Origin of the sequence: Scytonema sp. HK-05, from assembly GCF_963872035.1 — a bacterium.
Classification (GTDB): Bacteria; Cyanobacteriota; Cyanobacteriia; order Cyanobacteriales; family Nostocaceae; genus Kalymmatonema.
Genome location: NZ_CAWMYC010000002.1, coordinates 153104 through 177673 on the forward strand (window position 1 = coordinate 153104; position 24570 = coordinate 177673).

A 24570-nucleotide genomic window follows, 5' to 3' on the forward strand; every position below is an offset into this window, starting at 1 on the left:
CTTTGCTTTTAGCGCTGAGTTTGATCAAGGCTCTCATGTGAGAGTGCAGCAATGATATCAGCAAGGTGTTTTTGATGACCGTTACTACTATGATTTTGGGTATTTTCCTCAGGCGTTTGCTTACCTAACGATGTCTCTTTCACAAGTTCGTAAATTTCTGCTGCTCCCTTGAACGTAAGTTCTGTTAGCCCTACACTACCAAAAGTGGCTGCTATCTCTTCCATCTCACCAACCCAACGGTGTGCTTTCGGTGGCATCGTCGGTATGGCACGAATTAGCCAATCAAGCAGATTTTTTTGGCTGAGAGACAGTTCATCCCACAACACGTCTTCCAAGTTAAGTCGATGCGCTGAAATGAGTAATTCTGTCCCAATTGCTATCAGCCCTTTGGTAAGTGCAGCATAGGACATCTTCAGCCCCGAAGCTTGACCAATCTCATCACCAATCACGCGGATATCTAGTCCATAATCCCGCAGTTGTTCTAGCTCATACGCCTGTACTCCCGACACATACATTCGGGTACGATTTGGCACGCGTGGAGGTGGACCAATAATGGATGCATCAACAAATTGTCCGCCTGCTGTCTGGATGATTTGCTCAATTTGTTTGACTTTGTAGGGTGCGATCGCATTACAGTCAGCATACAAGATACTTTTACCAACCTCTTGTATCACCTCAGCGACCTGCGCTGCTGCTTGAGGCGCTGCTGCGGGAACCAAAACTGAGAGTATCAAATCAGATTCGACAACCAAGCGCTTAAGCGAGCCAACATCCTCAATTTTTGCTTCAGATGCTAATTGTCGAGTCCTTTGACTACGCTCATCAAGAGCTGCAACCGTCCTTAACCCGTGTTGATTCAGCACAGAGGCGATCGCCTGTCCCATATCACCAGGGCTTAAAATACCAACAGTTTGAATAGGCATATTTTTACTCAAGTAAACATTAATTTTTATCAAGTGCAAGAAGTGATCTCGCCTCGTCTGCTAACTCTAGAGCAGAAGTAATAAGGGACAGGGGGTGGTTCAATAGTCCATAGTTACCGCCAACAGGAATCCAAATTCCGTAGCGTGGTTCAGACATAGCTGTTTCACCCTGGTTCTAGAATTTTAAGGGAGTCTTTGGGGCTTTTTAAAGAACTAATTTTAAATAAGCGGTAAGCTTACCGGGATACCGTACTATATTAAATACGAAAATCGCACAGATAGCAGGAAAAAGCAAGAGACGCTGTCAAGTTTACAAGACATGAAGGTGGATAATTGCTTTGATAATAAGCTGTTTATCTTAAATTTGTAGTTTCTTTAAGGAACAGATAAATGATTATAGACCCTTATCAGATCGACCCGCGAAACAGCTACCAATTACTTATCGGTTCAATTGTACCCCGACCGATCGCCTGGGTTTCAACGATCGCACCCGATGGAACACCTAACGTTGCGCCTTTCAGTTTCTTTATGGGCGTGACAGGTAATCCACCGACTTTAGCTATTTCTTGCGGTTCGCGGCGCGGTGCTGGCAAAAAGGATACTTTGGCGAATGCAGAGTCGTCAGGAGAACTGGTGGTTAATGTGGTTGTCGAAGAAATAGACGAACAAATGAACACCACCAGTGCAGAATTTCCGCCAGAGGTGAACGAGTTTCAAGAGGCGGGACTGACTCCCGTTCCCTCCGTGAAAGTACGTGCGCCGCGAGTTGCTGAGTCACCAATTAATATTGAGTGCCAAGTGAAACAAGTGATTTATGTAGGAAACGAGAGCAGCCCATCTGGTTTAATTATTGCTGAGGCATTGCTGTGGCACGTACGCGATGATTTACTGACACCGCAAAATACCATAGATGTCTCGAAACTCCATGCGATCGGTCGCCTTTCTGGAAACTGGTATACTCGCACAAGAGATTTGTACGAGATTGCTCGCCCGACTTATCAGCCTCCAAAAACCTGAGAGATAGCGTCTTTTGCAAAAAATTTGACATTGGGCAACAAGAGTTTATCAAGACAATGCATTGCCAGTATAGATCGCTCGCTTTTGCAACCATCTGAGAAACAATAGAGTTTATCTTAGTCTTTATTGAGTAGAGGAGAAAATTGGTCAATGTTGAAGCGTAAATGGCGGTTGTTACTGCTAGCTACTTTACCTCTGGTCTTTTCACTGAATGCTTGCGCTGGACAATCAGGAGGAAGTAGTGGAAGTCGGTTGGATACAATCAAAAGCCGTGGCAAGGTTATCTGCGGTGTCAGCGGACAATTACCAGGATTTAGTTTTGTGAAGCCTAACGGTGAATATGCAGGGTTAGATGTGGATGTTTGCCGTGCGATCGCCGCAGCACTCTTTGATGATCCCAAAAAAGTAGAGTTCCGCAACTTAAACGCCAAAGAACGCTTTACAGCGGTCCAGACTGGCGAAGTAGACATCCTCAGCCGGAATACCACTTGGACAATTAGCCGAGATACCTCTGTGGGTCTGGAGTTTGCTCCTGTGGTTTTTTACGACGGTCAAGGCATAATGGTGAAAAAAAGTAGCAATATTAAAAAGCTGGAAGACCTCAAAGGCAAATCCATTTGCACCCAGACAGGAACCACCAACGAACAAAACCTATCAGACCAAATGCGTTCTCGGGGTATTGAGTACAAGCCTCTCGTCTTTGAAGATGTTAACACTACCTTCACTACCTACGAGCAAGGTCGCTGTGAAGCCGTAACCTCAGACCGTTCTCAATTAGTTTCCCGGCGCACCACCCTCCCCAAACCAGATGAGCATCTTGTTTTCGATGTCGTGTTGTCGAAAGAACCCCTAGCACCAGCTGTTGCCAATGGGGACTCTAAATGGTTTGATGTGGTGAAATGGACTGTATTTGCTCTAATTAATGCCGAAGAACTGGGAGTTAATTCCCAAAATGTTACCCAATTAGCCACCAGTTCTAACCCTGAAGTGAAGCGCTTATTAGGTACAGAAGGCGACCTTGGAAAAGGCATCGGTTTGACAAACGACTTCGCATCTCGCATTATTAAACACGTAGGCAATTATGGTGAAGTTTACGAGCGGAATTTAGGGAAAAATTCTGAATTGAAACTGGATAGAGGTCCAAACAAGCTTTGGAATAAAGGTGGTATTCTTTATGCTCCCCCCTTCCGATAAAGAAGTCATTAGTCAAATACTTTTGACTAATGACTCATAATTAAGGACTAAAGACTTCCATTTCATTCCCTTATAAGCAGCAGTTAGGATGTTCATTAGCAGTCAGTTTCTTAATGCGTGAATTTTGAATTGCCTATGACTCCCATTTGGCGCAACCGACGGTTTTTTCCTGTTGTCGGTCAGTTAATAGCTGTGTTCATAGTTGCTACTTTAGTAGCGATACTATGGCACAACCTGACCTACAATTTACAGCGACTCGGAATCCAACTGGGATTTGATTTTCTACAATCCCAAGCATCGTTCAACATTGGCGAAACTCCAATTTCTTACCAGCCCTCTGACCCCTATAGCCGCGCTTTATTAGTTGGGCTGGTGAACTCCCTAAGAGTCACAGTTTTTGGCATCATTCTGGCAACAATTGTTGGCATAATCGTGGGAGTGGCGCGGCTATCAGATAACTGGTTAGTGCGTCAGCTAGCTCTAGTGTATGTAGAAACCTTACGCAACACACCCTTACTTCTGCAATTGTTCTTTTGGTACTTCGCCGTTTTCCTAAGTCTACCAAAAACAGAAAATCAAATTTCTCTGCTTGGGTTTATAAATATTAACAACCGGGGGGTCACCCTTCCTTTTGGGATACAATTTTCCCCCGAATTATCAACACTTATTCTGGGATTGACGCTGTACTCTGGTGCCTTCATTGCCGAAATTGTTAGAGCTGGCATTTTGTCAGTACCTAAAGGACAATGGGAAGCAGCACGAGCAATAGGTCTAAAGCCTGGGTTAGTATTGCGGCTAGTGATTTTCCCCCAAGCTTTGCGGCTGATTATTCCGCCACTAACAAGTCAATATCTTAATATAGCCAAGAATTCTAGTTTAGCCATTGCGATTGGCTACCCCGATATTTACCTTGTTGCCTCCACCACTTTTAACCAAACAGGGCGAGCCGTAGAAGTTATGCTGTTAATTATGGTTACTTATTTAACCATCAGCCTAACCGTCTCCTTAGTGATGAATTTATTAAACCGTAGCGTGCAACTTAAGGAGAGGTAAACTACCCACCACCAACTGCTAAAAGTAGTATGATGGGGGCTTTAAAAGCCTAGAGTTTACCCGACTAAGTGTTAAATCACTACGATTTTTAGGTCATCTCACCTACAGATACGTTCGCGCAAGCGTGCCGATAGGCATAGCCAGTCTGTAGCTCTGAGGTCAACGATTAAACAAGCATATTGGGGAGGCAGAGTGCGTTGGTGAGCCAGCGCCCTTTGGAGGGTTTCCCGACAGCAGGCGACTGGCGAAAGGGTTTCCCGACTTAAAGCACCTGCCGTTTGAAGCTAGTGTCGTTGGCGCAAAAAGCCTTTAAATCATTGTCCAGGCTAACTTTACCCGCAAGGAGGGACATCTGTCCAAAGTGTTAGTAATTGATTCAGAAAAACGACAGTTAAACCCAATTCATCCAGCACAGGCTAGGCAGTTATTACGAAACAAAAAAGCAGCAGTTTATAGGCGATTTCCTTTTACTTTGATTCTCAAAGAATCACGTTCTGATTCTCCTGTCTCACCACTTAGATTAAAGATTGAACCTGGAGCAAAAACTACGGGATTAGCTTTAGTTAACGATATCACAGGCGTTGTTATTTTTGCTGCTGAGTTAAAGCATAGAGGTTTTACAATTAGGGATGCTTTAACCTCCAGAAGACAATTAAGACGCAGTAGAAGAAATCGCAAAACCCGCTATCGCAAGCCACGTTTCTTAAATAGAACACGTCCTCAAGGTTGGTTAGCCCCAAGTTTGCAAAGTCGAGTTGACAATATCAAGATTTGGGTTGAGAAGTTACGTAAATTTGCACCCATTGAAGCTATTAGTCAAGAACTAGTACGTTTTGATATGCAATTGATGCGTAATCCAGATATTCAAGCTAAGGAATATCAACAAGGTACTCTTGCAGGTTACGAGACAAGAGAGTACCTGTTAGAAAAGTGGGACAGACAGTGTGCTTATTGCGGAGTTAAAGATGTTCCACTTCAAATAGAGCATATTCACCCAAGAGCTAAAGGAGGTTCTAATTCAATCACAAACCTGACCTTGAGTTGCGAGAAATGTAATACAAAGAAAGGTACTAAAGATATTAAAGAGTTTCTCAAAAAAGACCCGTCTAGATTAGAGAAAATCCAAAGCCTTGCAAAAAGACCCTTGGCAGATGCAGCAGCAGTCAACACAACTAGATTTGCGTTACTATCCGTTTTAAAAGCAACTGGTTTACCAGTAGAAACGGATTCTGGTGGGCTAACAAAGTTTAATCGTAACCAGCAAAACTTAAAAAAATCTCATTGGCTTGACGCTGCTTGTGTTGGTAAGTCAACACCACTTTTAAATATCAAAGGTGTTAAACCTTTGCTAATTACAGCTAATGGTCACGGTACACGTCAATCATGTCGTACAGACAAATTTGGCTTTCCAAATCGCCATTGTTCAAGAACTAAGTTTCACTTTGGTTTTCAAACTGGCGATATTGTCAAAGCTGTTGTCACGAGTGGTAAGAAAGTCGGCGAATACGTTGGAAGAATCGCGACTCGTGCAACAGGAAGTTTCAATATCTCGACTAAAAATGGACTGGTTCAAGGAATTTCGTACAAGCATTGCAAACATATTCACAAAAAGGACGGTTACTCGTATGCATTCTAAGAGATTAGAAATGCAAGGGCTGTCCCCACTCGCTTTGTTTGCACTCTCAAGAATTAGTCGGGGAACGTCTCACAATTTCCCCTCCATTCCTCTCACCGCTGAACGGAGTACCGTTATAGCGGGAGTCTCCTGGAGGTAGTAGATGAGTTTTCTTAAAAGTCAAAAACCAACTATTTTACAATGGCTACACAAAAATCTGTTTAACAACTGGTACAACAGCATTCTCACAGTTGTTTGCCTCTGTTTGCTGTTTTTTGGTATCAAAGGTATCTTGACTTGGGTCTTGACTCAAGCAAAATGGCAAGTCATCAAAGCTAACTTCTCTTTATTTTTTGTTGGTCGTTTCCCGCAGGAACTTTATTGGCGACTGTGGCTTGCACTCTTGATTATCCTCGGTCTCGCTGGCTTGTCCTGGGGAACTCTCACGAAACGCTTACCCCGTAGGTTGAACAGTTGGCTACCCCTTGGGTGGGCGCTTTCCTTCCCAATCATCCTGTGGCTTATTGGCGGTGGCTTTGGACTGCAACCCGTAGAAAGCGGTTTGTGGAATGGTTTGCTGCTCACTTTGGTGACGGCGCTGGTTAGTATTGTTCTCTCTTTTCCTTTGGGTGTTTTACTAGCGTTGGGGCGTCAGAGTCAGCTGCCTTTTGTGCGTTGGTTTAGTATCCTTTATATTGAAATTATTCGGGGACTACCACTGATTGGGATTTTGTTCTTTGCTCAAGTGATGATACCCTTGTTCCTGCCAGTAGAATACCGCTTAGACAGAGTCCTACGGGGAATTGCTGGTTTAATTCTATTTAGTGCCGCTTATTTAGCAGAAAATGTACGTGGTGGTCTTCAATCAGTTCCACGCGGACAACTCGAAGCCGCTAAAGCATTGGGATTTAATACTCCCCTAACAATGCTACTGATTGTTCTTCCGCAGGCGCTACGTGCTGTTATCCCACCCCTCGTCGGTCAATTTATCGGTCTATTTAAAGACACTTCCCTGTTAGCAATTGTTGGATTATTGGAATTAACAGGAATTTCTCGGTCTATCTTGGCTCAACCTCAATTTCTTGATCGCTATGCAGAAGTCTATTTATTTATTGGACTGATTTATTGGGTGTTTTGTTATTCTATGTCCCTAGCTTCTCGACGTTTAGAAAAGCAGTTGGGTGTCGGTCAACGGTGATGGAAGATGAGGGGAAACTACTTGCAATCACGACGGCAACTGGTCATCAGCAATTCAGAGAATCGGAATTTCAACGTAGCGCTAGAAAAATTTTATTTAACCTCTGAGAAAAGTCAAGAGTAATGAAAATAAAACCACAGATGGACACAGATGGACACAGATAATTAACTAGTGTTAATCTGTGTCCATCTGTGGTTCTAAATATCCTTAAATCATACTTTTGTAAAATAACTATTAAATCATGACTCAACAGCCTATTATTGTTGCTCAAGATGTTCACAAGTGGTATGGAAAATTCTACGTTTTGCAAGGTGTTAGCCTGACAGTAAATCGGGGAGAAGTGGTGGTGTTGATGGGATCTTCGGGTTCAGGAAAATCAACTTTTATTCGTACCTTTAATGCTTTAGAAGAATATCAACAAGGACGAATTGAAATTGACGGTATCGCTCTTACCGATGATATGCGAAATATTGAGGCAATTCGGCGAGAAGTAGGGATGGTGTTTCAGCAGTTCAATTTGTTTCCTCACTTAAGTGTGGTGCAAAATATCTCTCTAGCACCAACCTGGGTGCGGAAGTGGACGAAAGTCAAAGCAGAAGAAGTCGCGATGCAGTTGCTGGAACGAGTGGGTATTTTGGAACAAGCACACAAATATCCAGGACAATTGTCGGGTGGACAGCAGCAACGGGTGGCGATCGCCAGAGCATTAGCTATGCAGCCCAAAATTATGCTTTTTGATGAACCCACTTCCGCTTTAGATCCAGAGATGGTGCGAGAGGTTTTGGAGGTGATCAAAACCCTCGCCGCTGATGGTATGACAATGGTAGTCGTCACCCATGAAGTCGGATTTGCTCGCGAAGTCGCTGACCGCGTGATTTTGATGGATAGCGGTACGATTGTAGAGGAAGCTACGCCAAGTGCCTTTTTTCAAAACCCCCAGCACGATCGCACTCGCAAGTTCTTATCTCAGATTCTCTAGCAAAACCTAAATAATATTATTGGGACACAATCCGGTGCGAAAAACGCAACCTCAACAGGCGTAGCAAACGCAACCAGCCTTGAGCTGGCTGTTCAAAGAATGTGAAAATATCCCCGTAACCCTGGTTGGTTTTTTGATGGTGCTGCCAATGTCTTTCTGGAGTTGTGATAAATAGAATCCGGCACAAAAGATCCACTGACTTTGGAGTTTGCCAATCCAAGATGCTCGTATGTCTCCACCATACATGAAACTGACCAAACAGTAGCCCGCACAAAACGCCTATGGGGGAAGAGTACCATAGCACTGCTGCTACGAGTAAATAAGGTAAAGCACCCAAAATACCATCTAGAAGAACCTGGAGATTCAGCGTCAGAATAGCGTAATGGCGAAAGTTCTTCTTGTAGGAGTGGTGAGTTTGTAGGTGGAGATGACCAAAAACATGCTCAGGTACGTGATAGCAAAAAGTAGAAAGGAAGTCGCCAACAACAAGTAGTATCCAAGCACACGCGATCGCCTTAAACATTTTTACTCCTCAAGTTCAGTAAAAACCACCACACAAAAAAGAATCCAAATCCGTATGCTGTAGGCGTTTCCATATACGTGGTTTGCAAGGCTTGGCACTGGGTACAAAGCATACAAAACCATAGCGCTGTCAAGCATTTTGCAAGGATTCTCGCTTTCGACTGAGATTTTTAGATCCTGTTGGTTTTGCTTTGAATGACAGTTTTAGAATGATTTATTTTCTACAACCAACGGCATTACCAGTTGTTAGGCAAAGCAAAGTAGCATTTGACTAGCAATTTTAGAGAGTTTTGACTGTTTTCAGCTATTGATACAATTGCATATATCTAAAATACGATGTATTTACCGTAGTTTAACACAATTCTCTCTAGATACCTTAGATAACGTAAGATAGAAACAGCAAAAGTTGAGTTAAAAGTTGTACAAGTTTAGGTTAAGGTTATCCTTAACTGTTTCCAGGACAATCCTCAGCACAATCCTAGGATGGAAATCTTGCAAGTTAGAAATGATGGGTTTTCACAGGTGGTTCCAATCATTGACATCAGTGCGCTGGTGTCTGGAATTGGCAATCGCCACCAGGTAGCCACTGAAATTGGACAAGCGTGTCGCGAGTATGGATTCTTCTACATTGTCGGACACGGGGTGGACGAAGCATTGCAGCAGAGGTTGGAAAAGCTTAGTCGGCAGTTCTTTGCCCAAGATTTGCAAACCAAGCTTCAAATCCGCATGGCTTTGGGAGGTAGAGCATGGCGGGGATACTTCCCAGTTGGGGGTGAACTCACCTCAGGAAAACCTGACTTGAAAGAAGGTATTTACTTTGGCGCTGAGTTAGGAGACGACCACCCGCTTGTAAAAGCAGATACCCCCATGCACGGTTCTAACCTCTTTCCATCAAACATTGGGCTATTTCGCGAGACAGTACTTGACTACATGGCAGCAATGACCCAGCTTGGACATACGCTAATGGGTGGCATTGCCTTGAGCCTCGGACTAGAGGAGTCCTACTTTGCTGAGCGTTACACATCAGATCCGCTTATATTATTCCGCATCTTCAATTACCCCCCTCATCCATCACCCTCTGAGGGTGAAAAGAGGTGGGGTGTAGGCGAACATACAGATTACGGCGTTCTGACGATTTTAAAGCAGGACGACTTAGGCGGATTGCAGATAAAGTCGAAATCGGGCTGGATAGATGCGCCCCCTGTTCCAGATTCTTTTGTATGCAATATCGGCGATATGCTAGACCGCATGACGCAAGGACTATATCGCTCTACACCTCATCGCGTTCAAAATAAGTCGGGAAGAAACCGCCTTTCTTTCCCATTCTTCTTCGATCCCAACTTCAACGTCGAAGTGAAGCCAATTGAACTAGACGGCGTGGGGGTAGTGCCTGATAACAAAGACGAACGCTGGGATCGGGCTAGTGTTCACGAATTTCGTGGAACGTATGGTGATTACGTATTGAGCAAGGTATCTAAAGTTTTCCCACAGTTGCGTCAAGCGGTTTTTTGACGCTTACTCACTCTCAGCTACAGACCTGACCAAAGCCAAATCTGATGGGCGCTCTGTATCGTTTTCACCGAGGTACTCACCATTCTGAATTTCCAGGATAATCAGCGGAATAAATCCTGGATTTTCTACTTTATGCAGCGCTGCGGGAGGAACAAACGTTGACTCGTTTCGATTCAGTACTCTTTCTTCGTTACCACAACTCACCTTTGCAATACCAGAAACTATGATCCAATGTTCACTACGGTGATAATGGATTTGTGGTTTAATGCTGTGCTTGGGCTTGATTTCAAGACGATTAATTCTATAAGTCTCTCCTTCCTCTATGAGTTCGACTTTACCCCAATATCGGATATCTGAATGTAAAGAAGAAGATTGATTGACATTTGACAAAACATTATTTTCATTGTGAGTCATAACTAGATTCTCAACTAGACAACCATCACTACTGTTCACCAATATGTCGGTTAAAGGGGCGGGGATTGTGATAATTTGTAACCAAGTACAAACCTCCGCATGGAAAGTTCCGAATCAAATTAGAAACTCGATACTTCATAGATTGTATACACAGTTTCATAGAGAATTTTAACTCTCATTAAATAAAAAGACAAGATTCTGATGCTGCTCAAAGAGTATTAATTTATAATAAATTTTGTAATCTTAGAAGAGCAGCTAAAAATTAAGAATTTGTTTCCTTGGCGAGTAATTTGTCAAGGGTACTAGTGAACCAAAGTTTATTAATTTGACTCGAAGAAGATGTATTAATGTTAAGAAAAAACCTTATAATATTAGCTACTACAATGCGCGGAAATAGGCGGGGAACGGTTACAGAGCTAAGAAAACGTTGGTTGAGAAAAGTTTCTGATCGTTTCCCCAAAAAAAGTTTTTTCCATAAAAGCCCAGTGCTTTTCCACAAGCACATTTTGAAAACCGTGGGGTAAATATAATCGCTTAGCAGGGTTTGTGTGGAACACTCTTAGTTTGACAACAGATAACTGCAAAAGCTTTGCACGCGCTTCTATATTACCAAAAATCCAGGTACCGATACCAACATTTCGGTGTGCTGCAATTACGTGTATGGCGTTTATATATAGTGAAGAATCTTGCCTAGTAACCCGGAATAAACCAACGGGTACACCGTCTAATAAAACAATTTCGTAACCACTTTTTGCCCATACTTTTTCAAATTGTTCATCTTGCCATTCTCCCCATATCTTGGAGCCATATTCACTCCAATATGTCTGCTCCAATTGATATACGAAGTGTTTCTCTGATTGTGCTGCCTTTCTAACTTGAAAACTTTTGTTCGTATTCATTCTTTTCTCTACAGCCTAGGTTAGCAGCTTGTAGGGTGGGCACTGCCCACCTTTTTGGGTTAGACCAACGTCAAGTCTAATGGGCGCTCTATATCATCCTCTCCCAAGTACTCACCATTTTGAACTTCCAGAATAACTAGCTCAATAAATCCTGGATTTTCTACTTTATGAAGCGTGGCGGGAGGAACATAAGTTGATTCATTTCGATTTAGTAATATTTCCTCGTTACCACAAGTCACCTTTGCAACACCAGAAACTACGACCCAATGTTCACTACGATGGTAATGAATTTGTGCTTTCATGCTGTGCTTAGGCTTGATTTCAAGACGATTAATTTTATAAGTTTCTCCTTCCTCTATAAGCTCAACTTTACCCCAGTATCGAATACCTGAATGTGAAGAAGATTGATTTACATTTGATAAAGTACCATTCTCATTTTGAGTCATAACTAGATTCTCCACTAGACAACTATTGCAGCAGAATTGATATCTGCTTTCATCAGAAAATTTATAGCAGATATTGTAGCAATTTTGACGCCTTACGCAAGTAATTGGATTTCGCTACTGTTCAACCCAATCTACAAATAGAGTACTTTTGGACAGGAAAGAGAGTGACTTGTCCGCAACACCAAATAGCAATTGCCCTCGTGCTTCCCAGTACCCCTAAGCCTATGAACGTTTTAAATCAGTCCTGAGTCAGTCGTCAGTCGTCAGTCAGGCGGGCGCTTTGGGGGATGCGCTCACCGCCCTCCGGGTATGCCTTCGGCACGTCTTCGACGAACGCCACTTGCTCTACTTGGGGAAACCCCAAGACCGCAGTGGCTCACCACCAACGCATAAAGGTGCTCTTGGTGTGGTGTTTCCCCCAAGGATTTAACTGATAACTGCGTAGGTAGCTGTTCACTGTTAAAAAGCCCCCACTAGCGGCGATGCTTCCAAAGGGAGGCTTTTTTGCAAGGGGCGAACGTTCTTTGCGTGCCCAAAGGGCATTGGGCAAAGCCCCGCCTTTCCTGCGGAACGCTACGCGCGTTGGCACAAGCCTCCTTTAGGAATTACGGCGATCGCTTACACTTACAAATGAATATCTACTGAGTTACAGGTTTGACAGAAGCGCAGAAAGCCACCTTGTTTGCTGTTGGTGCAGTGGATGCCACTTAACATTTCTTGAGTGGAAGAATGCACCTTGATTTCAGACAATATCCAAGGTGTCATTGACACTATAAGAACTTTTGTGCAATTATTTTAAGCCTGGTTTTATTGTGTAGCGCTTTCTGTTACTGATACTATTGATACTACTTATTACAGTACAAAATTATATTTGTCAAGATATCTGAACAGTCAGTGTCGTTGGCGTATCAGCTTTCATCTCAGATTAAAAGATACCGATTTTTCAGCCTTGCCGCCATTTTCTATCTGAAAGTAAGTATATGTCCATTGACACGAAACACAAATAGTAGGAATATAAGCGCCGATCAAGTAAACACGCTTGCTACTTGATGCTGAAACGGTGAGAGGTTAAAGACTAATGGGGCGATTCGAGAGGCGACCAGATAACCTGGGAGGAAAAGGCGATCCATACGGGGCAGCAGAAACTGCCTTACGGGCTGTTACTGAGGAATTGCAGATTCTCCAACGGAATTTGCTGAAGTCCTTACAGGAAGATGTCCACAGGCTACAGGCAGAAAAAGACCGCTTAACTAAAGATATTACACGGCTGCAAGAGGAAAAAGAATATCTACAACAGGGACACCAAATCAACGAACAGCAAGCGTTGATTCGTCAGTTGTCACAAGTCCTAGCTAATCACATATCAACGCAGCTGCAATCTTCTCTGGAAACTTTAGCGACTCAAGCTATGGGGCGTGTTTCTCAAACACCCACAACCTCAGAGAGTGAAAATGAATATGCAGAAAAACTCCTTGGCTCTTTGGATGACACCCTCACTATCACCTTTAACTCACTGCAACAGGAGCTAAAAAACTATCAAAGCAGTGTTTCTCAACAGTTATCCCGGATGAGTATCCAACAAAGGGAAGGCGAAGCAATTTTAATAGAGTTAGTGAATCGCCTCCGGTGTGAATTGGAAGGAACAAGAACAGATGAAACTTGTGCGATTGGCTCCACCACTGCCCCTTGGGCGATCGCACAAGTTCCCCCTCCTGAGATTGAACAAACTCAACAGCCACAGCCAACTTCCTCGGAAACTCCAACAAAGTTGCAAACGGATGTTCCGCTAGAAATTACGGTTCTACCCAGTAGTGCGCCACAGGAAGAAACGCCTACTCGGGGTTCTGTTTTCCAAAACATAGCCTCGCCATGGGAAACAACTCAGCCTCCTGGTGCAATTCCAGAACCAACTCCCGTACCATCTGAGTCCACCGCCTCAAAACCAGAGCCACAATTAACACCAAGTCAACCTCTACCGCAGACGAGAATGTCTTCGGTGCAACTGACGGGAATCATCCTGCTTGTCTTGTCAACAGTGGCGTCAGCGCTGTACAACGTAGCCATTAAGGTGATTTTCCTCCCAGGTTCCCAAATTTTCGGTGTGTTTGACGTCCAGCGCCTGATATCGCCGACTTTGGGGAATTGTCTGTTAATTTTGATGCTTAGGATGCTGGTGGTTGTACCGCTGATGTTGCTTTTGGCTCCGATGTTGCATTCACGAGTGTGGCAAGATTTGCAATACCTGAGTGACTCAGTCCGAGGAAATGCCACTCATCCAACCGCAAAGCCGGTGTTGGTGCTGTCGATTGTCAGTGGATGCTTTTTATTTCTATCTCAGGTTCTCATGTACCTTGCCATCGGTCAAGTCGCTACTGGAATGGCGATCGCACTTTTCTTTGTCTATCCGGTGATCACCGCACTCCTGTCGTGGTTTTTATTCCGCGAACGCCTGACTTTGTTCAGTACTGGCGCGATCGCTGTCATTGGCTTAGGTGAGTTGCTCGTTTTAGGAGGTTCCACCAGAACTGTCATGGGCAATATTCCTGTGGGGAGCATTGCAGCACTTGCTTCTGGAACAGCTTTTGCCTTCTACCTAATTTTCTCACGCAAATGTGCTGCGAAACTGCATCCAGTTTCTTTTACCTTGATTAACTTCGCTACGATGTTGCTGTTGTCTATCTTCGGTTTAATACTGCTTTTACCCACAAACTGGAAGGTGCAACTCAATCCTGCTGACTTGCTCGAACTTGTTTTATGTGCTTTCCTACTGGGTGTCCTGACGCTCTTGGGCTATTTGTTAAATAATTTTGGGATTCGTAAAATTGGTGGTTCGCGAGCAGGAATTATCGGTGCAACGATTCCCGCCCTCACGGTCATTTTTGCTGGGTTTATTATTCAGGAAACCTTGCCGCTTGAGCAAGCTTTGGGAGTTTTGCTAGTGACTTTCGGAGCCGTGACTTTCTGTTTTGAAAAAATCCGCAATTCTCCTAAACGCCATAATAAGTCTTCCAATTAATAGCAAGAAATTTCCAAACTATTCAGAATATACGATGACTTTACCAATGAATCCGGAAGATTGACAAAAAAGTTTTTGGTTACATATTTATAGGGCTTTTCATGTATGTGGAGTACACCAAATTGTAGGCGTGTAGAGCGTAGCGCTTCAAATAAGAGTAAGGTTGTACTCTATTCTTTGGGAACGCCTTAACTTCACATGCAGCAGCAGTTCAGTCGTCAGAACTCAGAACTCAGAAGTAAAATTTCCTCTAAGTCTTGCTTTTAGACAACAGCGTTGTACTTGATGCACGAGCAATGTGCTCTATTTATCAGATTAAATCGAAAATCGCTAGAATTCAATACCGTTGACTTAAGAAGAATGTTTTTTGTTAGGTAAGGCGGCTCTACGCAACTTATGGCTTGTACAGTTGGGTTTCGTTTGTCAAACAAGCACTTTCCAAGGGCGTGGGAAACCCCTGCACAGAAGTGTCCTCCCCAACAAAAGCCCTTTTGTGTTTTTCATTCTAACTGAGCCGTATTGCGCTATAATTTGCCAACTGTTAGGGGAAACCCTTGTCAGTATAGAGTTATTTAATTGTAAATTTTGTGTGGCTCAAATTGAGGGGTGAAACCCTACACCCTCTTTTGCATTTCTTTAGATTGGTCAACAATCATAATCTCTTAAAGCCTTATTTTATCAGGCTTTTCACCATAAAAAGTAATTGTTAGCTAGTTGTAAAAATTGAGTTTACTTAACTCTCTTTGGTAACATTTGTGTAAAAATAACTGAAATTTATTTATACAAATATATATATTTCAATTAATAGTATAAATTATTTTTTTAAGATAAATGACTTTAAAAATCCTAGTTTTGTATTCTGTATCTTCTCTAACATTACGGTCTAAAAGAGGTTGATAGAATTAGCAAAAATTGTCGAAATAAAAGGTAGTTTGAACCTTGGATTATCTTTTGAACGTAAGGTCAGCGATTTTCCGGAAAAAAGATTGGTTGTACCGCCAAAACATAACCGCAAGTTTTGAGCAGTACAAAATGGAAAGAGCCGCGCCACCTCTTTTTCTGTTAATGTTGTTACCAGGGCAGGTAAAACACCCAAACCTGCATTCTATCCTGAGAGTCTTTACCTAGGCAGGCTAAAAAAGTAGGCAAGATATAAAATCCTATCTGAATGCGAGAAGGGAGTAACTCGCTCATAATGATCTCGCTCTACTCAGGACTACCTGAATTCGCAAGAAAAGGCACGAAAATTATCTTTCTTTGACAGAGGTATTATCTATAAACCGTACGGACTAGCTAGTTTTTGAACCGAAACAATCGCTTCAAACGAGGCATCCTCCTTGAAATCATGCCTTATTCGTTGGATTTGACTTCCCGTTGTGTCGGTTCTTTGCCTCTTGTCGGAAAGGTGCGCTTGTGGAATTGTTGCTAGTTGGTTTTGCGTGTACGTGTTGATACTTGCGATTCGGTGACAATAGCTTGTACAACTTTTATATAGAGACAACTGTACAAACAGTGCTGGCTCTAGATTTCTGCTTGAAAATACGGATAAATTGCCAACTATGACTACCATGAATACTCATACATAACGCATAATAGATAATCTGAGGTAAAGACATCACCTAATGGTGGGTGTATACTACTTATTTTCCATTGATTGACAATTGTGTAAACGTGCTATTCAAGTTTCTGTAATATGAGTAACGACGTAGATCTGATCAAACGTCTTGGCCCCAGTGCAATGGATCAGATCATGCTATACCTGGCTTTTAGTGCTATGCGGACGAGCGGGCATAGGCATGGGGCGTTTTTAGATGCAGCAGCAACGGCTGCCAAGTGTGCGATTTACATGACCTATCTGGAGCAGGGGCAAAACCTGCGAATGACTGGGCATTTACACCACCTTGAGCCGAAGCGGGTAAAAATCATAGTTGAGGAAGTCAGACAAGCGCTGACTGAGGGTAAATTGCTGAAGATGCTGGGTTCTCAGGAACCGCGCTATCTGATTCAGTTGCCTTATGTTTGGATGGAAAGATATCCTTGGCGACCGGGGCGATCGCGCATTCCGGGTACAAGTCTCACATCAGAAGAGAAAAGACAAATTGAGCAGAAACTGCCGTCTAATCTGCCCGATGCCCAGTTAATCACTTCTTTTGAGTTTCTGGAGTTAATTGAATTCCTGCACAAGCGCTCTCAGGAAGACTTACCCCCCGAAAACCGGATGGAATTGAGTGAAGCATTGGCGGAGCATATCAAGCGCCGTCTGCTCTACTCTGGTACGGTGACACGCATCGATTCACCTTGGGGAATGCCCTTCTACGCTCTGACGCGTCCTTTTTACGCTCCTGTCGATGAGCAAGAGCGTACTTACATCATGGTGGAAGATACTGCTCGGTATTTCCGGATGATGAAAGATTGGGCAGAACGGCGACCAAACACAATGCGCGTTCTGGAAGAACTCGATATTCCACCAGAGCGATTTGAGAAAGCTATGGAAGAATTAGACGAAGTCATCCGCGCTTGGGCAGATAAATATCACGAAGACGGAGGAGTTCCTATGATTCTACAAATGGTGTTTGGGAAAAAAGAAGACTAAAAACCAGTTATCAGTTATCAGTTATCAGTTATCAGTTATCAATCGACTGTTTACTGCTAACTGTTAACTGATGACTGTTAATAGTACTTACCTAGTACTGGGATTTGCTGGAGTTTGACTAGGCTGAGTCGGCGTTTGATTAGGGTCAGATGAACCTGAATCAGTCGCAGGTGGAACTGTGGAAGGCGCAGATGGAGTTGGGGTAGCCTGAGGCGGAAGTGGAGTAGACTCGTAAGTCGGTCTCAATTGACTTGGTTGCGCAGTTGACGGTATAAAAGTAGGCAAAAAGCCGCTAACCCTGTCGCTGGCATCAATACAAGTCTCCAATGCTTGAGGCGGGGCAATATCGATTTCAGCACGCAAACCCACCACACACTCAGCAAACCGCACAGGTAACAAGCTACGACCGCAATAATTTAAAACTGCTGGGTTAGCAGCCTCCCGAGTGTAGCGACTGATCCCAACAACACAAGTCGCTAAATCTTCAGGACGCCGTGATTGCGTACAAGTTGCCAGTGCATCAGGTCCTGCAATTTGTGTTTGCCGCCCAATTCTACTTACGCAAGCAGACAAGTCACCAGGACGTAGTGCTGCAGCACAAGCTTGTGATGCTGCTTCCGCTGCTACCCCCGCCCTCAAAAGTCGTCCAGCACAAACACGGAAATTATTCCTGTATGTGGCGGTGACAGCCATAGTAGATGAAGTCATTGCCAACCATCCAGTCACAGCAAAGACTGGTACGCTAGCCATTGCGGTGACTCGGCAAACAACTGCTCTTAAGCCGTCTGCGCTTTCAAGACGCTTTGTAATGCGCCTAGCTTTTAGCCCAAGCCAATGGGTATCTTCGCTTTTTCTATTCCCTAACATTATTTCCCTTCTCCAAACACCCAAGAGTATGCTATTTCATGATAGAAGCCCGTTTTGATGCGTGCAATACAGAGATAAGCCAGATGAGGGAGTGAGGGAGATGAGGGGGATGAGGGGGATGAGGGAGAACTCCGAATTTTGAATTTTGCGAAAAGTTGCCAGGAGGAGCCAGCGCGAATGACGGCTTTCCCGACAGCAGGCGACTGGCGTTGGTTTCCCGACAGAGCAAACTTTTCAAGACGAATTTTGAATTGATTAGCCCTGCTGTTTAGATCAACATTGGTGTATTGACATCTGAAATTTTGAATTATAATTATATATTTGGGTAAAGTTAAGCAGGATTACATTTAGGAAACTCATGTCCCGATACAGAGGACCACGCCTTAGAGTTGTACGTCGCTTAGGCGACCTACCAGGATTAACTCGCAAAAGCGCTAGACGCGCCTATCCACCAGGTCAGCACGGTCAAAACCGCAAAAAGCGTTCTGAATATGCCATCCGGTTGGAGGAAAAGCAAAAACTCCGCTTTAACTACGGGGTGACTGAAACGCAATTGCTGCGCTACGTGCGTAAAGCCAGACGCGTCACCGGTTCTACCGGACAAGTGCTGCTGCAATTGCTCGAAATGCGCTTGGATAATACCATTTTCCGCATGGGTATGGCTCCCACTATTCCCGCAGCTCGTCAGCTGGTGAATCATGGTCATGTCACCGTCAACGGTCGCATTGTCAATATTGCCAGTTACCAGTGCCGTCCTGGAGAGGAAATTGCTGTCAGAAACCGGGAAGGATCACGTAAGTTGGTGGAAGCTAACTTGCAATATCCTGGCTTGGCAAACCTACCCAGCCATCTGGAATTTGACAAAAATAAGTTGGTTGGTAAAGTCAACGGCGTTATTGAGCGCGAATGGGTGGCGCTACAAATTAACGAACTGCTTGTGGTGGAATACTACTCACGTCAAGCGTAACAGAGACGTTTGTAGAGACGCGCCGACGTTTGTAAAGACGCGCCATGGCGCGTCTCTACACATGGCACTCTACTGTTTATTAATTTATCCACCAATTTGTGACATAGTGCGGGTGTAGGCACCAGTCGTTGTACCCGCATAACGTTGCTTAAAGTTAATTTCTGGCTTCAGGGCAAGCAAGTGTCTCACGTGATCTCGCAGTTCGGCAGTGCTGACACCAGCACGCAAAGCAGTTTTTAAGTCAATTTGACCAGTTTCATTTAATAAACACGGACGCAACCAGCCATCAGCACTCAGGCGCATCCGGTTGCAGCGATCGCAAAAACACTCTGACATCTGACTGATAAATCCCAGTGTCCCCTTCGCTCCTGGAATTTGAAAGACATCAGCGGGACCATTACCACGAATTTGTGATTCAGTCAATCCCCAACGCTCGCGGATGCGTTGGCGTAACTCTTCGGAAGATACCCAACCGCGATCGCCAAACAAATGCGAATTACCAATTGGCATAAACTCAATAAATCTGACGTGCCATTGTTTATCAATAGTTAGCGCGGCAAGATCCAGAACTTCATGGTCATTAACGCCGGGGATCACCACCACATTCAGCTTCAACGGGTCAAATCCCACACGGTATGCTTCTTGAATCCCTTGCCAAACATTTTGCCAACGCGATCGCCCGCGATTACCGATAATTTGGTCAAAGGTGTCGGAATCAAGGGAATCTAAGCTGATATTAATTCGTCGCAAACCAGCATCGTACAGGTTTTGAGCGATTGGAGCGAGTAAAAAGGCGTTTGTGGTCATTGACAAGTCTTGCGTTTGGGGGAGAGAGGCGATCGCTCTCACCAACTCCACTACACGGGGACGTAGCAGCGGTTCCCCCCCAGTCAAACGAAACCGGGTGAATCCAACGGGGATAAACACTTCTTCAATCAGAGTCAGCAGTTCCGCATCGGTCAACAACTGCTGCTTGAGGATATAATCAAGCTCTGCTCCCTCTGGCATACAGTATTGACAGCGGAAATTGCAGCGGTCTATTAAACTAATACGGAGATAATCTACCTGGTTCATATTTTTATCGATTTTATAGCATAGATGCAGAATATATAATTTTTGTCAAGCTATAAAGACTCGCTTGCCCTATAAATTTTATTTACGTTCTTTTACGCTAACGTGTCTTGAATATATTTGCGAATAGCACGAGACAGAAAATGAAGCAAACAAAACAACTTACCGCAATTATTGAGCGCGAGGGAGACGGCTATGTATCGCTGTGTCCTGAACTTAGGGACTTCCAAATTAAAAAATATCCAATTTTTTCTTGTGGGTAGTGGCTCTCTAGCCCGTCCTAAATTCAGGGCGGGCAGGATGCCCACCCCACAAAATATGTATATTATCTGAGTGAGAAGCGCTATATTTTTCCAACAGCTATTCCACCACTACATTAACAGCGAAAAGAAGTGCGATCGCTCCCATTGGTGTCAACTTAAGCTCAACTGAAGTCGAGACTTGACCTTCAGGCTCTCTCGTTCCCATGCTGAGCATGGGAATGCACTATCGGAGGCTCTGCCTCGCTATGTTTTCCCTACCTCTGGCTAAGAACGAAAAACGACCTCATCGCAAGGGTTTAAATCTTAAGTTGACACGTATGGATCGCTCCCCACCATCGCACTCCTTTTCGGCTTCATACACCCATACTGCTCATCTAGTTTTCACGAGATAGCCGATCCAAAACATCAATCTTCACCGCCAGATTCACCACTGCGCTGCCATCACGACGTTTAAACTCAGCGTTATTTAATGCGACAATGTAAGGCTGACCGTTAATCACACCAATGATTGGTCCACCCGAAGAACCACTAGTGGTATCGCAATCGTGAAGCAATATATTTTGTTCATCCCGCAGAATGCTACAACCTTCTTGAAAACTTGCAGTCCAACCAGGACCTGCGCTAAGGAAATCATAGCCGCTTTTTTTGGGGTTAGGAAAGTCGCCGGAATACCCAACAAAGATAAATTTTTTCTGGTTCTTGATTAAAGTGGAGGAAGGTAGGGATTTCCAACCCAAGTAACCGTATTTTCGACCGATAGGCTTGTTGAGTTGTATTAATGCCCAGTCGTTTGTCTGGTTAGTGATTTTATCATTGGTGAAGTCTGTACCATAGAGAACTTTTTCTGCTAAGGCAACATCGTTATCATCTTGTAGTTCGCGGTTGATAACGTTGGGTAGAAACGTGACTTTCTTGCTCAATTGATGGGTTTGTGGATCGATAACACAGTGAGAATTGGTGAGGACAATATTTTCAGCAATTAGCGTACCTGTGCAAGTATAAGGACTACCATCGGTACTTTCGCCAACAATGCGACCTATTGCTGACCAAGGGTATTTACGGCTGATCATGGGGATGCGATCATCCGAACGGATTATTGCGCGAGTCTTATCATAAGGTTTTTCTGAGCTTGCGAGTCCTGATGGTTGAAATGGCTTACCAGTACCTTGTATTTTGAATTGACCTGCATCTTGAGCTTTGATGAATTTTGGCGGCGCTGCTGTTTGTGATTTGGTATCAACTTGGTTAACCTGGGCGTTAACAGATGCCCAACTAGCCATTGTCACTGCTGCAAGAAGACCTGCAAAAATACGCGCACAAGGTTGGTTGTAGAAAGGTTTTGTAGCCATGATCAGGACTCCTTAATCGCTTAAAATTGTTGAATTCGTTTCTCAACTTGAACTAGAAAAGAAGGGAAAATACACATTAGCGCCACTCGCCCTGCAAAGTGAACGCCGCCCAATATGAGGGTTTGTTCCAGTTCGATTGCCACAGTTTCAGTTGTGCAGCACGTAAAGCAGCAGTAGGTGATTTTCCTTGCTGTAACATTTGTTTATAAAATTCCTGCATCAATTGTGATGTCCCGTCATCACTAACTTGCCACAGAGACACAGCCACCCTTTCAGCACCAGCATATATCAGCCCTCTTGTCAACCCTACTAATCCTTCACCATTCACGTCCTTGCCCAATCCGGTTTCGCAAGCACTCAGTACGACTAAATCAGCGGTAAAATCGAGGTTGAAGATGTCACCCAACCGCAGATAGCCTTGAATCGGTTTACCAGCTTTGTCTATAAGGGAGAGAACAATTCCTGATAATTCTGGGCTGTTGGGATCTGCAAAGCCGTGGGTAGCAAAATGTAGGAACCGATATTGGGAGAGTTGTTTGTGAGTTGCCCAGTTGTAGTTAGCATCAAAATCAAAGGCTTGCAGGTGATTTGATGATGGTACAAGTTTCAATATTGCCTTTGCTTCTTCACCTGTACCTAGAAGTCGGTTCCAGCCATCGCGGTTGAAATTTCTTGCTGCTTGCTTAAGGGCAGACTGTTGTAATTGACTCCTCAAATCCAGTTCAGGAGCAATTGCTTTTGATTTACCACTCAGGCGTTCGTCATCTGCGGCGAATACGGGATCTGCTAAGATGGCGAGGGTTTTGGGTGCGGTTTTGCGTCCTTTGAGTTCTTGTCTTTGAAAGGCAATAGTTGATGCTGAAGGTAGATTGACTATTTCATGGTTGACGATTAAGGGCTGATAATTGGAAGAAGCGGCTGATTTTCCTGGTTCAGTTAATGCTGCAAAAGGAATCGATTGCAAAGCACCATCAGCGACAATGACTAAGCGCTTTTGTCCTAACTTGTCAGCTATAGGTGTGAGGATGAGTTGACTCAGTTCAGTTGCAGTTTTGGTTGTTAAGTCCCCTGCTGTTGATTGTTGCAAGTCGTTTCTGAAATTCCTGGCTGCTTTCTCTATCTGTTTGCGTGCAGGGAGTTCATAGCTAGTGAGAGAATTGGGAGTGACAACCCAAAGATAACTGCGTTGTTCACCCAAGGAATATTCCAACAAGAGGGTATCTTTATCAAGTTGTTGCTGAATTTGGGGTAACTTCAAAGGTTGGGGATACTGTAGCGCTGCATATTTTGGGCTACTGGTGCGGATTTGAGTTTGTAGTTCTTTTTGTTGAGTCAGGAGGTTATCAATTTCTTTTCTCAGGGCTGCTGCTTGTTCTTCTTTATTACTAGGTAGTTCTTGCAGATTTTTGGCTTTGACATTAATAAGCACTTGCAAGCGCTGTTCCTCTGCCAAAAGTTTGGGATCAACGCCTTTACGAATATCAGCACGAGCTTCGGTTAACAGTTCAATCAAACCACGGGCGCGGGAGCGTTCGCTGATGTGCAGTGCAAGAGCATCATAGCCTTTTGATGGATTCTTTTTGTGTAACTGCATCAGCAGGTCGATGTAGAATTTGTAATAACCTTGCACTGAGGCAAAATAGGAAGTTCTTAAGTCTTGGTTGACAACTTTCGTGCGTAAATCTTCGATGATTTTGATAGCAGCTTCGATTTGTTTGAGGGATTGTTCTAAGTTGCCTCGGTTGCGTTCTAGGTAAGCTATGTTACTGAGTATAAGAGCTTCTCCACTTCTGTAGCCCACCGCGCGAAGCAGTGGAAGTGCTTGGTTTAGGTATTGCAGTGCTTTTTGTTTTTCTCCTAAAGCGTCGTAAACTGCCCCGATATTATTGAGAGTTGTAGCTTCTCCACCCCTGTCGCCCACCGCACGACGCAGTGGAAGTGCTTGGTTTAGGTATTGCAGTGCTTTTTGTTTTTCTCCTAAAGCGTCGTAAATATGCCCAATATTATTGAGTGTTACAGCTTCTCCACTTCTGTAGCCCACCGCACGAACCAGTAGAAGTGCTTGGTTTAGGTATTGCAGTGCTTTTTGTTTTTCTCCTAAAGCGTCGTAAACTGTCCCGATATTATTGACAGTTGTAGCTTCTCCACCCCTGTCGCCCACCGCACGACGCAGTGGAAGTGCTTGGTTTAGGTATTGCAGTGCTTTTTGTTTTTCTCCTAAAGCGTCGTAAATATGCCCAATATTATTGAGTGTTACAGCTTCTCCACTTCTGTAGCCCACCGCACGAACCAGTAGAAGTGCTTGGTTGTAGTATTGCAGTGCTTTTTGTTTTTCTCCTAAAGCGTCGTAAACTGTCCCGATATTATTGAGAGTTGTAGCTTCTCCACCCCTGTCGCCGACTGCACGATACAAAGGTAGTGCTTGGTTTAGGTATTCAAGTCCTTTTTGCTTTTCTCCTAAAGCGTCGTAAATATGCCCAATATTATTGAGTGTTACAGCTTCTCCACTTCTGTAGCCCACCGCACGAACCAGTAGAAGTGCTTGGTTGTAGTATTGCAGTGCTTTTTGTTTTTCTCCTAAAGCGTCGTAAACTACCCCAATATTATTGAGTGTTACAGCTTCTCCACGCCTGTCGCCGACTGCACGAAACAACGGAAATGCTTGGTTGTAG

22 protein-coding genes are annotated in these 24570 nt (G+C 44.0%); 10 read left to right on the plus strand and 12 right to left on the minus strand.

What is annotated here, in order from left to right:
• Window positions 1-8: 8 nt before the first annotated feature.
• Window positions 9-923 (minus strand): DUF1932 domain-containing protein, encoded by a 915-nt coding sequence (locus AACT52_RS01775; protein WP_073629207.1) that lies wholly within the window; start codon window positions 921-923, stop codon window positions 9-11.
• Window positions 924-942: 19 nt separating this feature from the next.
• Window positions 943-1080, minus strand: coding sequence for a hypothetical protein (locus AACT52_RS01780; protein WP_158054547.1), 138 nt, complete (start codon window positions 1078-1080; stop codon window positions 943-945).
• A gap of 233 nt (window positions 1081-1313) precedes the next feature.
• On the opposite strand from AACT52_RS01780, the gene AACT52_RS01785 reads away from it, so the two are divergent.
• The 6 genes from AACT52_RS01785 (at window position 1314) to AACT52_RS01810 (ending at window position 7979) form a co-directional block, all read left to right on the plus strand.
• The gene (locus AACT52_RS01785) at window positions 1314-1940 is read left to right on the plus strand and encodes a flavin reductase family protein (protein WP_073629225.1); all 627 of its coding nucleotides are present in this window, start codon (window positions 1314-1316) and stop codon (window positions 1938-1940) included.
• A 150-nt stretch (window positions 1941-2090) separates the two neighbouring features.
• Window positions 2091-3134: an amino acid ABC transporter substrate-binding protein gene (locus AACT52_RS01790; RefSeq protein WP_073629227.1), complete on the plus strand. Its 1044-nt coding sequence runs from the start codon at window positions 2091-2093 to the stop codon at window positions 3132-3134.
• A gap of 135 nt (window positions 3135-3269) precedes the next feature.
• Window positions 3270-4187, plus strand: coding sequence for an amino acid ABC transporter permease (locus AACT52_RS01795; protein ID WP_073629229.1), 918 nt, complete (start codon window positions 3270-3272; stop codon window positions 4185-4187).
• A 352-nt stretch (window positions 4188-4539) separates the two neighbouring features.
• Window positions 4540-5823: an RNA-guided endonuclease IscB gene (gene iscB / locus AACT52_RS01800; protein ID WP_073629231.1), complete on the plus strand. Its 1284-nt coding sequence runs from the start codon at window positions 4540-4542 to the stop codon at window positions 5821-5823.
• A 142-nt stretch (window positions 5824-5965) separates the two neighbouring features.
• Window positions 5966-7000, plus strand: coding sequence for an amino acid ABC transporter permease (locus tag AACT52_RS01805; protein WP_073629233.1), 1035 nt, complete (start codon window positions 5966-5968; stop codon window positions 6998-7000).
• Window positions 7001-7238: 238 nt separating this feature from the next.
• Window positions 7239-7979 carry an amino acid ABC transporter ATP-binding protein gene (locus AACT52_RS01810; protein WP_096549310.1) on the plus strand — a complete coding sequence of 247 codons (741 nt, stop codon included), beginning with the start codon at window positions 7239-7241 and terminating at the stop codon, window positions 7977-7979.
• 16 nt (window positions 7980-7995) lie between these two features.
• On the opposite strand, the gene AACT52_RS01815 is transcribed toward AACT52_RS01810, so the two are convergent.
• Window positions 7996-8502, minus strand: coding sequence for a sterol desaturase family protein (locus AACT52_RS01815; RefSeq protein ID WP_073629237.1), 507 nt, complete (start codon window positions 8500-8502; stop codon window positions 7996-7998).
• Between the two features lie 482 nt (window positions 8503-8984).
• Between AACT52_RS01815 and AACT52_RS01820 the strand changes: the two genes are divergently transcribed.
• Window positions 8985-10013, plus strand: a complete 1029-nt coding sequence (locus tag AACT52_RS01820; RefSeq protein ID WP_073629239.1) for an isopenicillin N synthase family dioxygenase — start codon at window positions 8985-8987, stop codon at window positions 10011-10013.
• 3 nt (window positions 10014-10016) lie between these two features.
• Here the strand turns inward: AACT52_RS01820 and AACT52_RS01825 are convergent, their stop codons facing one another.
• The 4 genes from AACT52_RS01825 to AACT52_RS01840 all read right to left on the minus strand — a co-directional run bounded on the left by AACT52_RS01825 (window position 10017) and on the right by AACT52_RS01840 (window position 12361).
• Window positions 10017-10427, minus strand: coding sequence for a phosphomannose isomerase type II C-terminal cupin domain (locus AACT52_RS01825; protein ID WP_073629241.1), 411 nt, complete (start codon window positions 10425-10427; stop codon window positions 10017-10019).
• A gap of 416 nt (window positions 10428-10843) precedes the next feature.
• Entirely contained in the window at window positions 10844-11326 is a 483-nt protein-coding gene (locus AACT52_RS01830; RefSeq protein ID WP_073629243.1) for a GNAT family N-acetyltransferase, read from the minus strand.
• Between the two features lie 59 nt (window positions 11327-11385).
• A complete protein-coding gene (locus tag AACT52_RS01835; RefSeq protein ID WP_073629245.1) occupies window positions 11386-11772 on the minus strand; it encodes a phosphomannose isomerase type II C-terminal cupin domain in 387 nt (128 codons plus the stop codon).
• Window positions 11773-12148: 376 nt separating this feature from the next.
• Complete coding sequence (locus AACT52_RS01840; RefSeq protein ID WP_073629247.1) at window positions 12149-12361, minus strand: hypothetical protein; 213 nt, start codon at window positions 12359-12361, stop codon at window positions 12149-12151.
• A gap of 489 nt (window positions 12362-12850) precedes the next feature.
• Here AACT52_RS01840 and AACT52_RS01845 point away from each other — a divergent pair, with 489 nt between their 5' ends.
• The gene (locus tag AACT52_RS01845; protein ID WP_073629249.1) at window positions 12851-14788 is read left to right on the plus strand and encodes an EamA family transporter; all 1938 of its coding nucleotides are present in this window, start codon (window positions 12851-12853) and stop codon (window positions 14786-14788) included.
• An 883-nt stretch (window positions 14789-15671) separates the two neighbouring features.
• On the opposite strand, the gene AACT52_RS01850 is transcribed toward AACT52_RS01845, so the two are convergent.
• Entirely contained in the window at window positions 15672-15884 is a 213-nt protein-coding gene (locus AACT52_RS01850; protein WP_073629251.1) for a hypothetical protein, read from the minus strand.
• 597 nt (window positions 15885-16481) lie between these two features.
• Here AACT52_RS01850 and hetR point away from each other — a divergent pair.
• Entirely contained in the window at window positions 16482-17381 is a 900-nt protein-coding gene (hetR, locus tag AACT52_RS01855) for a heterocyst differentiation master regulator HetR (protein WP_073629253.1), read from the plus strand.
• A gap of 87 nt (window positions 17382-17468) precedes the next feature.
• On the opposite strand, the gene AACT52_RS01860 is transcribed toward hetR, so the two are convergent.
• Window positions 17469-18248: a hypothetical protein gene (locus AACT52_RS01860; RefSeq protein WP_073629255.1), complete on the minus strand. Its 780-nt coding sequence runs from the start codon at window positions 18246-18248 to the stop codon at window positions 17469-17471.
• Window positions 18249-18606: 358 nt separating this feature from the next.
• Here AACT52_RS01860 and rpsD point away from each other — a divergent pair, with 358 nt between their 5' ends.
• The gene (rpsD, locus tag AACT52_RS01865; RefSeq protein WP_073629257.1) at window positions 18607-19215 is read left to right on the plus strand and encodes a 30S ribosomal protein S4; all 609 of its coding nucleotides are present in this window, start codon (window positions 18607-18609) and stop codon (window positions 19213-19215) included.
• An 84-nt stretch (window positions 19216-19299) separates the two neighbouring features.
• Here rpsD and moaA read toward each other — a convergent pair whose 3' ends face one another.
• The 3 genes from moaA to AACT52_RS01880 all read right to left on the minus strand — a co-directional run.
• Window positions 19300-20289, minus strand: a complete 990-nt coding sequence (gene moaA, locus AACT52_RS01870) for a GTP 3',8-cyclase MoaA (RefSeq protein ID WP_073629259.1) — start codon at window positions 20287-20289, stop codon at window positions 19300-19302.
• Window positions 20290-20923: 634 nt separating this feature from the next.
• Window positions 20924-21898 (minus strand): trypsin-like serine peptidase, encoded by a 975-nt coding sequence (locus tag AACT52_RS01875; RefSeq protein ID WP_073629261.1) that lies wholly within the window; start codon window positions 21896-21898, stop codon window positions 20924-20926.
• Window positions 21899-21974: 76 nt separating this feature from the next.
• Window positions 21975-24570, minus strand: a 2596-nt coding sequence (locus AACT52_RS01880) for a CHAT domain-containing tetratricopeptide repeat protein (RefSeq protein ID WP_233153845.1), incomplete at its 5' end; no start/stop codon positions are given.

What these genes read in the sequence shown, in the direction of transcription:
- moaA (WP_073629259.1), bottom strand. Translation starts at nt 20,289, where the DNA reads ATGAACCAGGTAGATTATCTCCGTATTAGTTTAATAGACCGCTGCAAT.
- AACT52_RS01815 (WP_073629237.1), bottom strand. Translation starts at nt 8,502, where the DNA reads ATGTTTAAGGCGATCGCGTGTGCTTGGATACTACTTGTTGTTGGCGAC.
- hetR (WP_073629253.1), top strand. Translation starts at nt 16,482, where the DNA reads ATGAGTAACGACGTAGATCTGATCAAACGTCTTGGCCCCAGTGCAATG.
- AACT52_RS01785 (WP_073629225.1), top strand. Translation starts at nt 1,314, where the DNA reads ATGATTATAGACCCTTATCAGATCGACCCGCGAAACAGCTACCAATTA.
- AACT52_RS01790 (WP_073629227.1), top strand. Translation starts at nt 2,091, where the DNA reads ATGTTGAAGCGTAAATGGCGGTTGTTACTGCTAGCTACTTTACCTCTG.
- AACT52_RS01780 (WP_158054547.1), bottom strand. Translation starts at nt 1,080, where the DNA reads ATGTCTGAACCACGCTACGGAATTTGGATTCCTGTTGGCGGTAACTAT.
- AACT52_RS01835 (WP_073629245.1), bottom strand. Translation starts at nt 11,772, where the DNA reads ATGACTCAAAATGAGAATGGTACTTTATCAAATGTAAATCAATCTTCT.
- AACT52_RS01825 (WP_073629241.1), bottom strand. Translation starts at nt 10,427, where the DNA reads ATGACTCACAATGAAAATAATGTTTTGTCAAATGTCAATCAATCTTCT.
- AACT52_RS01830 (WP_073629243.1), bottom strand. Translation starts at nt 11,326, where the DNA reads ATGAATACGAACAAAAGTTTTCAAGTTAGAAAGGCAGCACAATCAGAG.
- AACT52_RS01860 (WP_073629255.1), bottom strand. Translation starts at nt 18,248, where the DNA reads ATGTTAGGGAATAGAAAAAGCGAAGATACCCATTGGCTTGGGCTAAAA.
- rpsD (WP_073629257.1), top strand. Translation starts at nt 18,607, where the DNA reads ATGTCCCGATACAGAGGACCACGCCTTAGAGTTGTACGTCGCTTAGGC.
- AACT52_RS01875 (WP_073629261.1), bottom strand. Translation starts at nt 21,898, where the DNA reads ATGGCTACAAAACCTTTCTACAACCAACCTTGTGCGCGTATTTTTGCA.
- AACT52_RS01795 (WP_073629229.1), top strand. Translation starts at nt 3,270, where the DNA reads ATGACTCCCATTTGGCGCAACCGACGGTTTTTTCCTGTTGTCGGTCAG.
- AACT52_RS01820 (WP_073629239.1), top strand. Translation starts at nt 8,985, where the DNA reads ATGGAAATCTTGCAAGTTAGAAATGATGGGTTTTCACAGGTGGTTCCA.
- AACT52_RS01845 (WP_073629249.1), top strand. Translation starts at nt 12,851, where the DNA reads ATGGGGCGATTCGAGAGGCGACCAGATAACCTGGGAGGAAAAGGCGAT.
- AACT52_RS01805 (WP_073629233.1), top strand. Translation starts at nt 5,966, where the DNA reads ATGAGTTTTCTTAAAAGTCAAAAACCAACTATTTTACAATGGCTACAC.
- AACT52_RS01775 (WP_073629207.1), bottom strand. Translation starts at nt 923, where the DNA reads ATGCCTATTCAAACTGTTGGTATTTTAAGCCCTGGTGATATGGGACAG.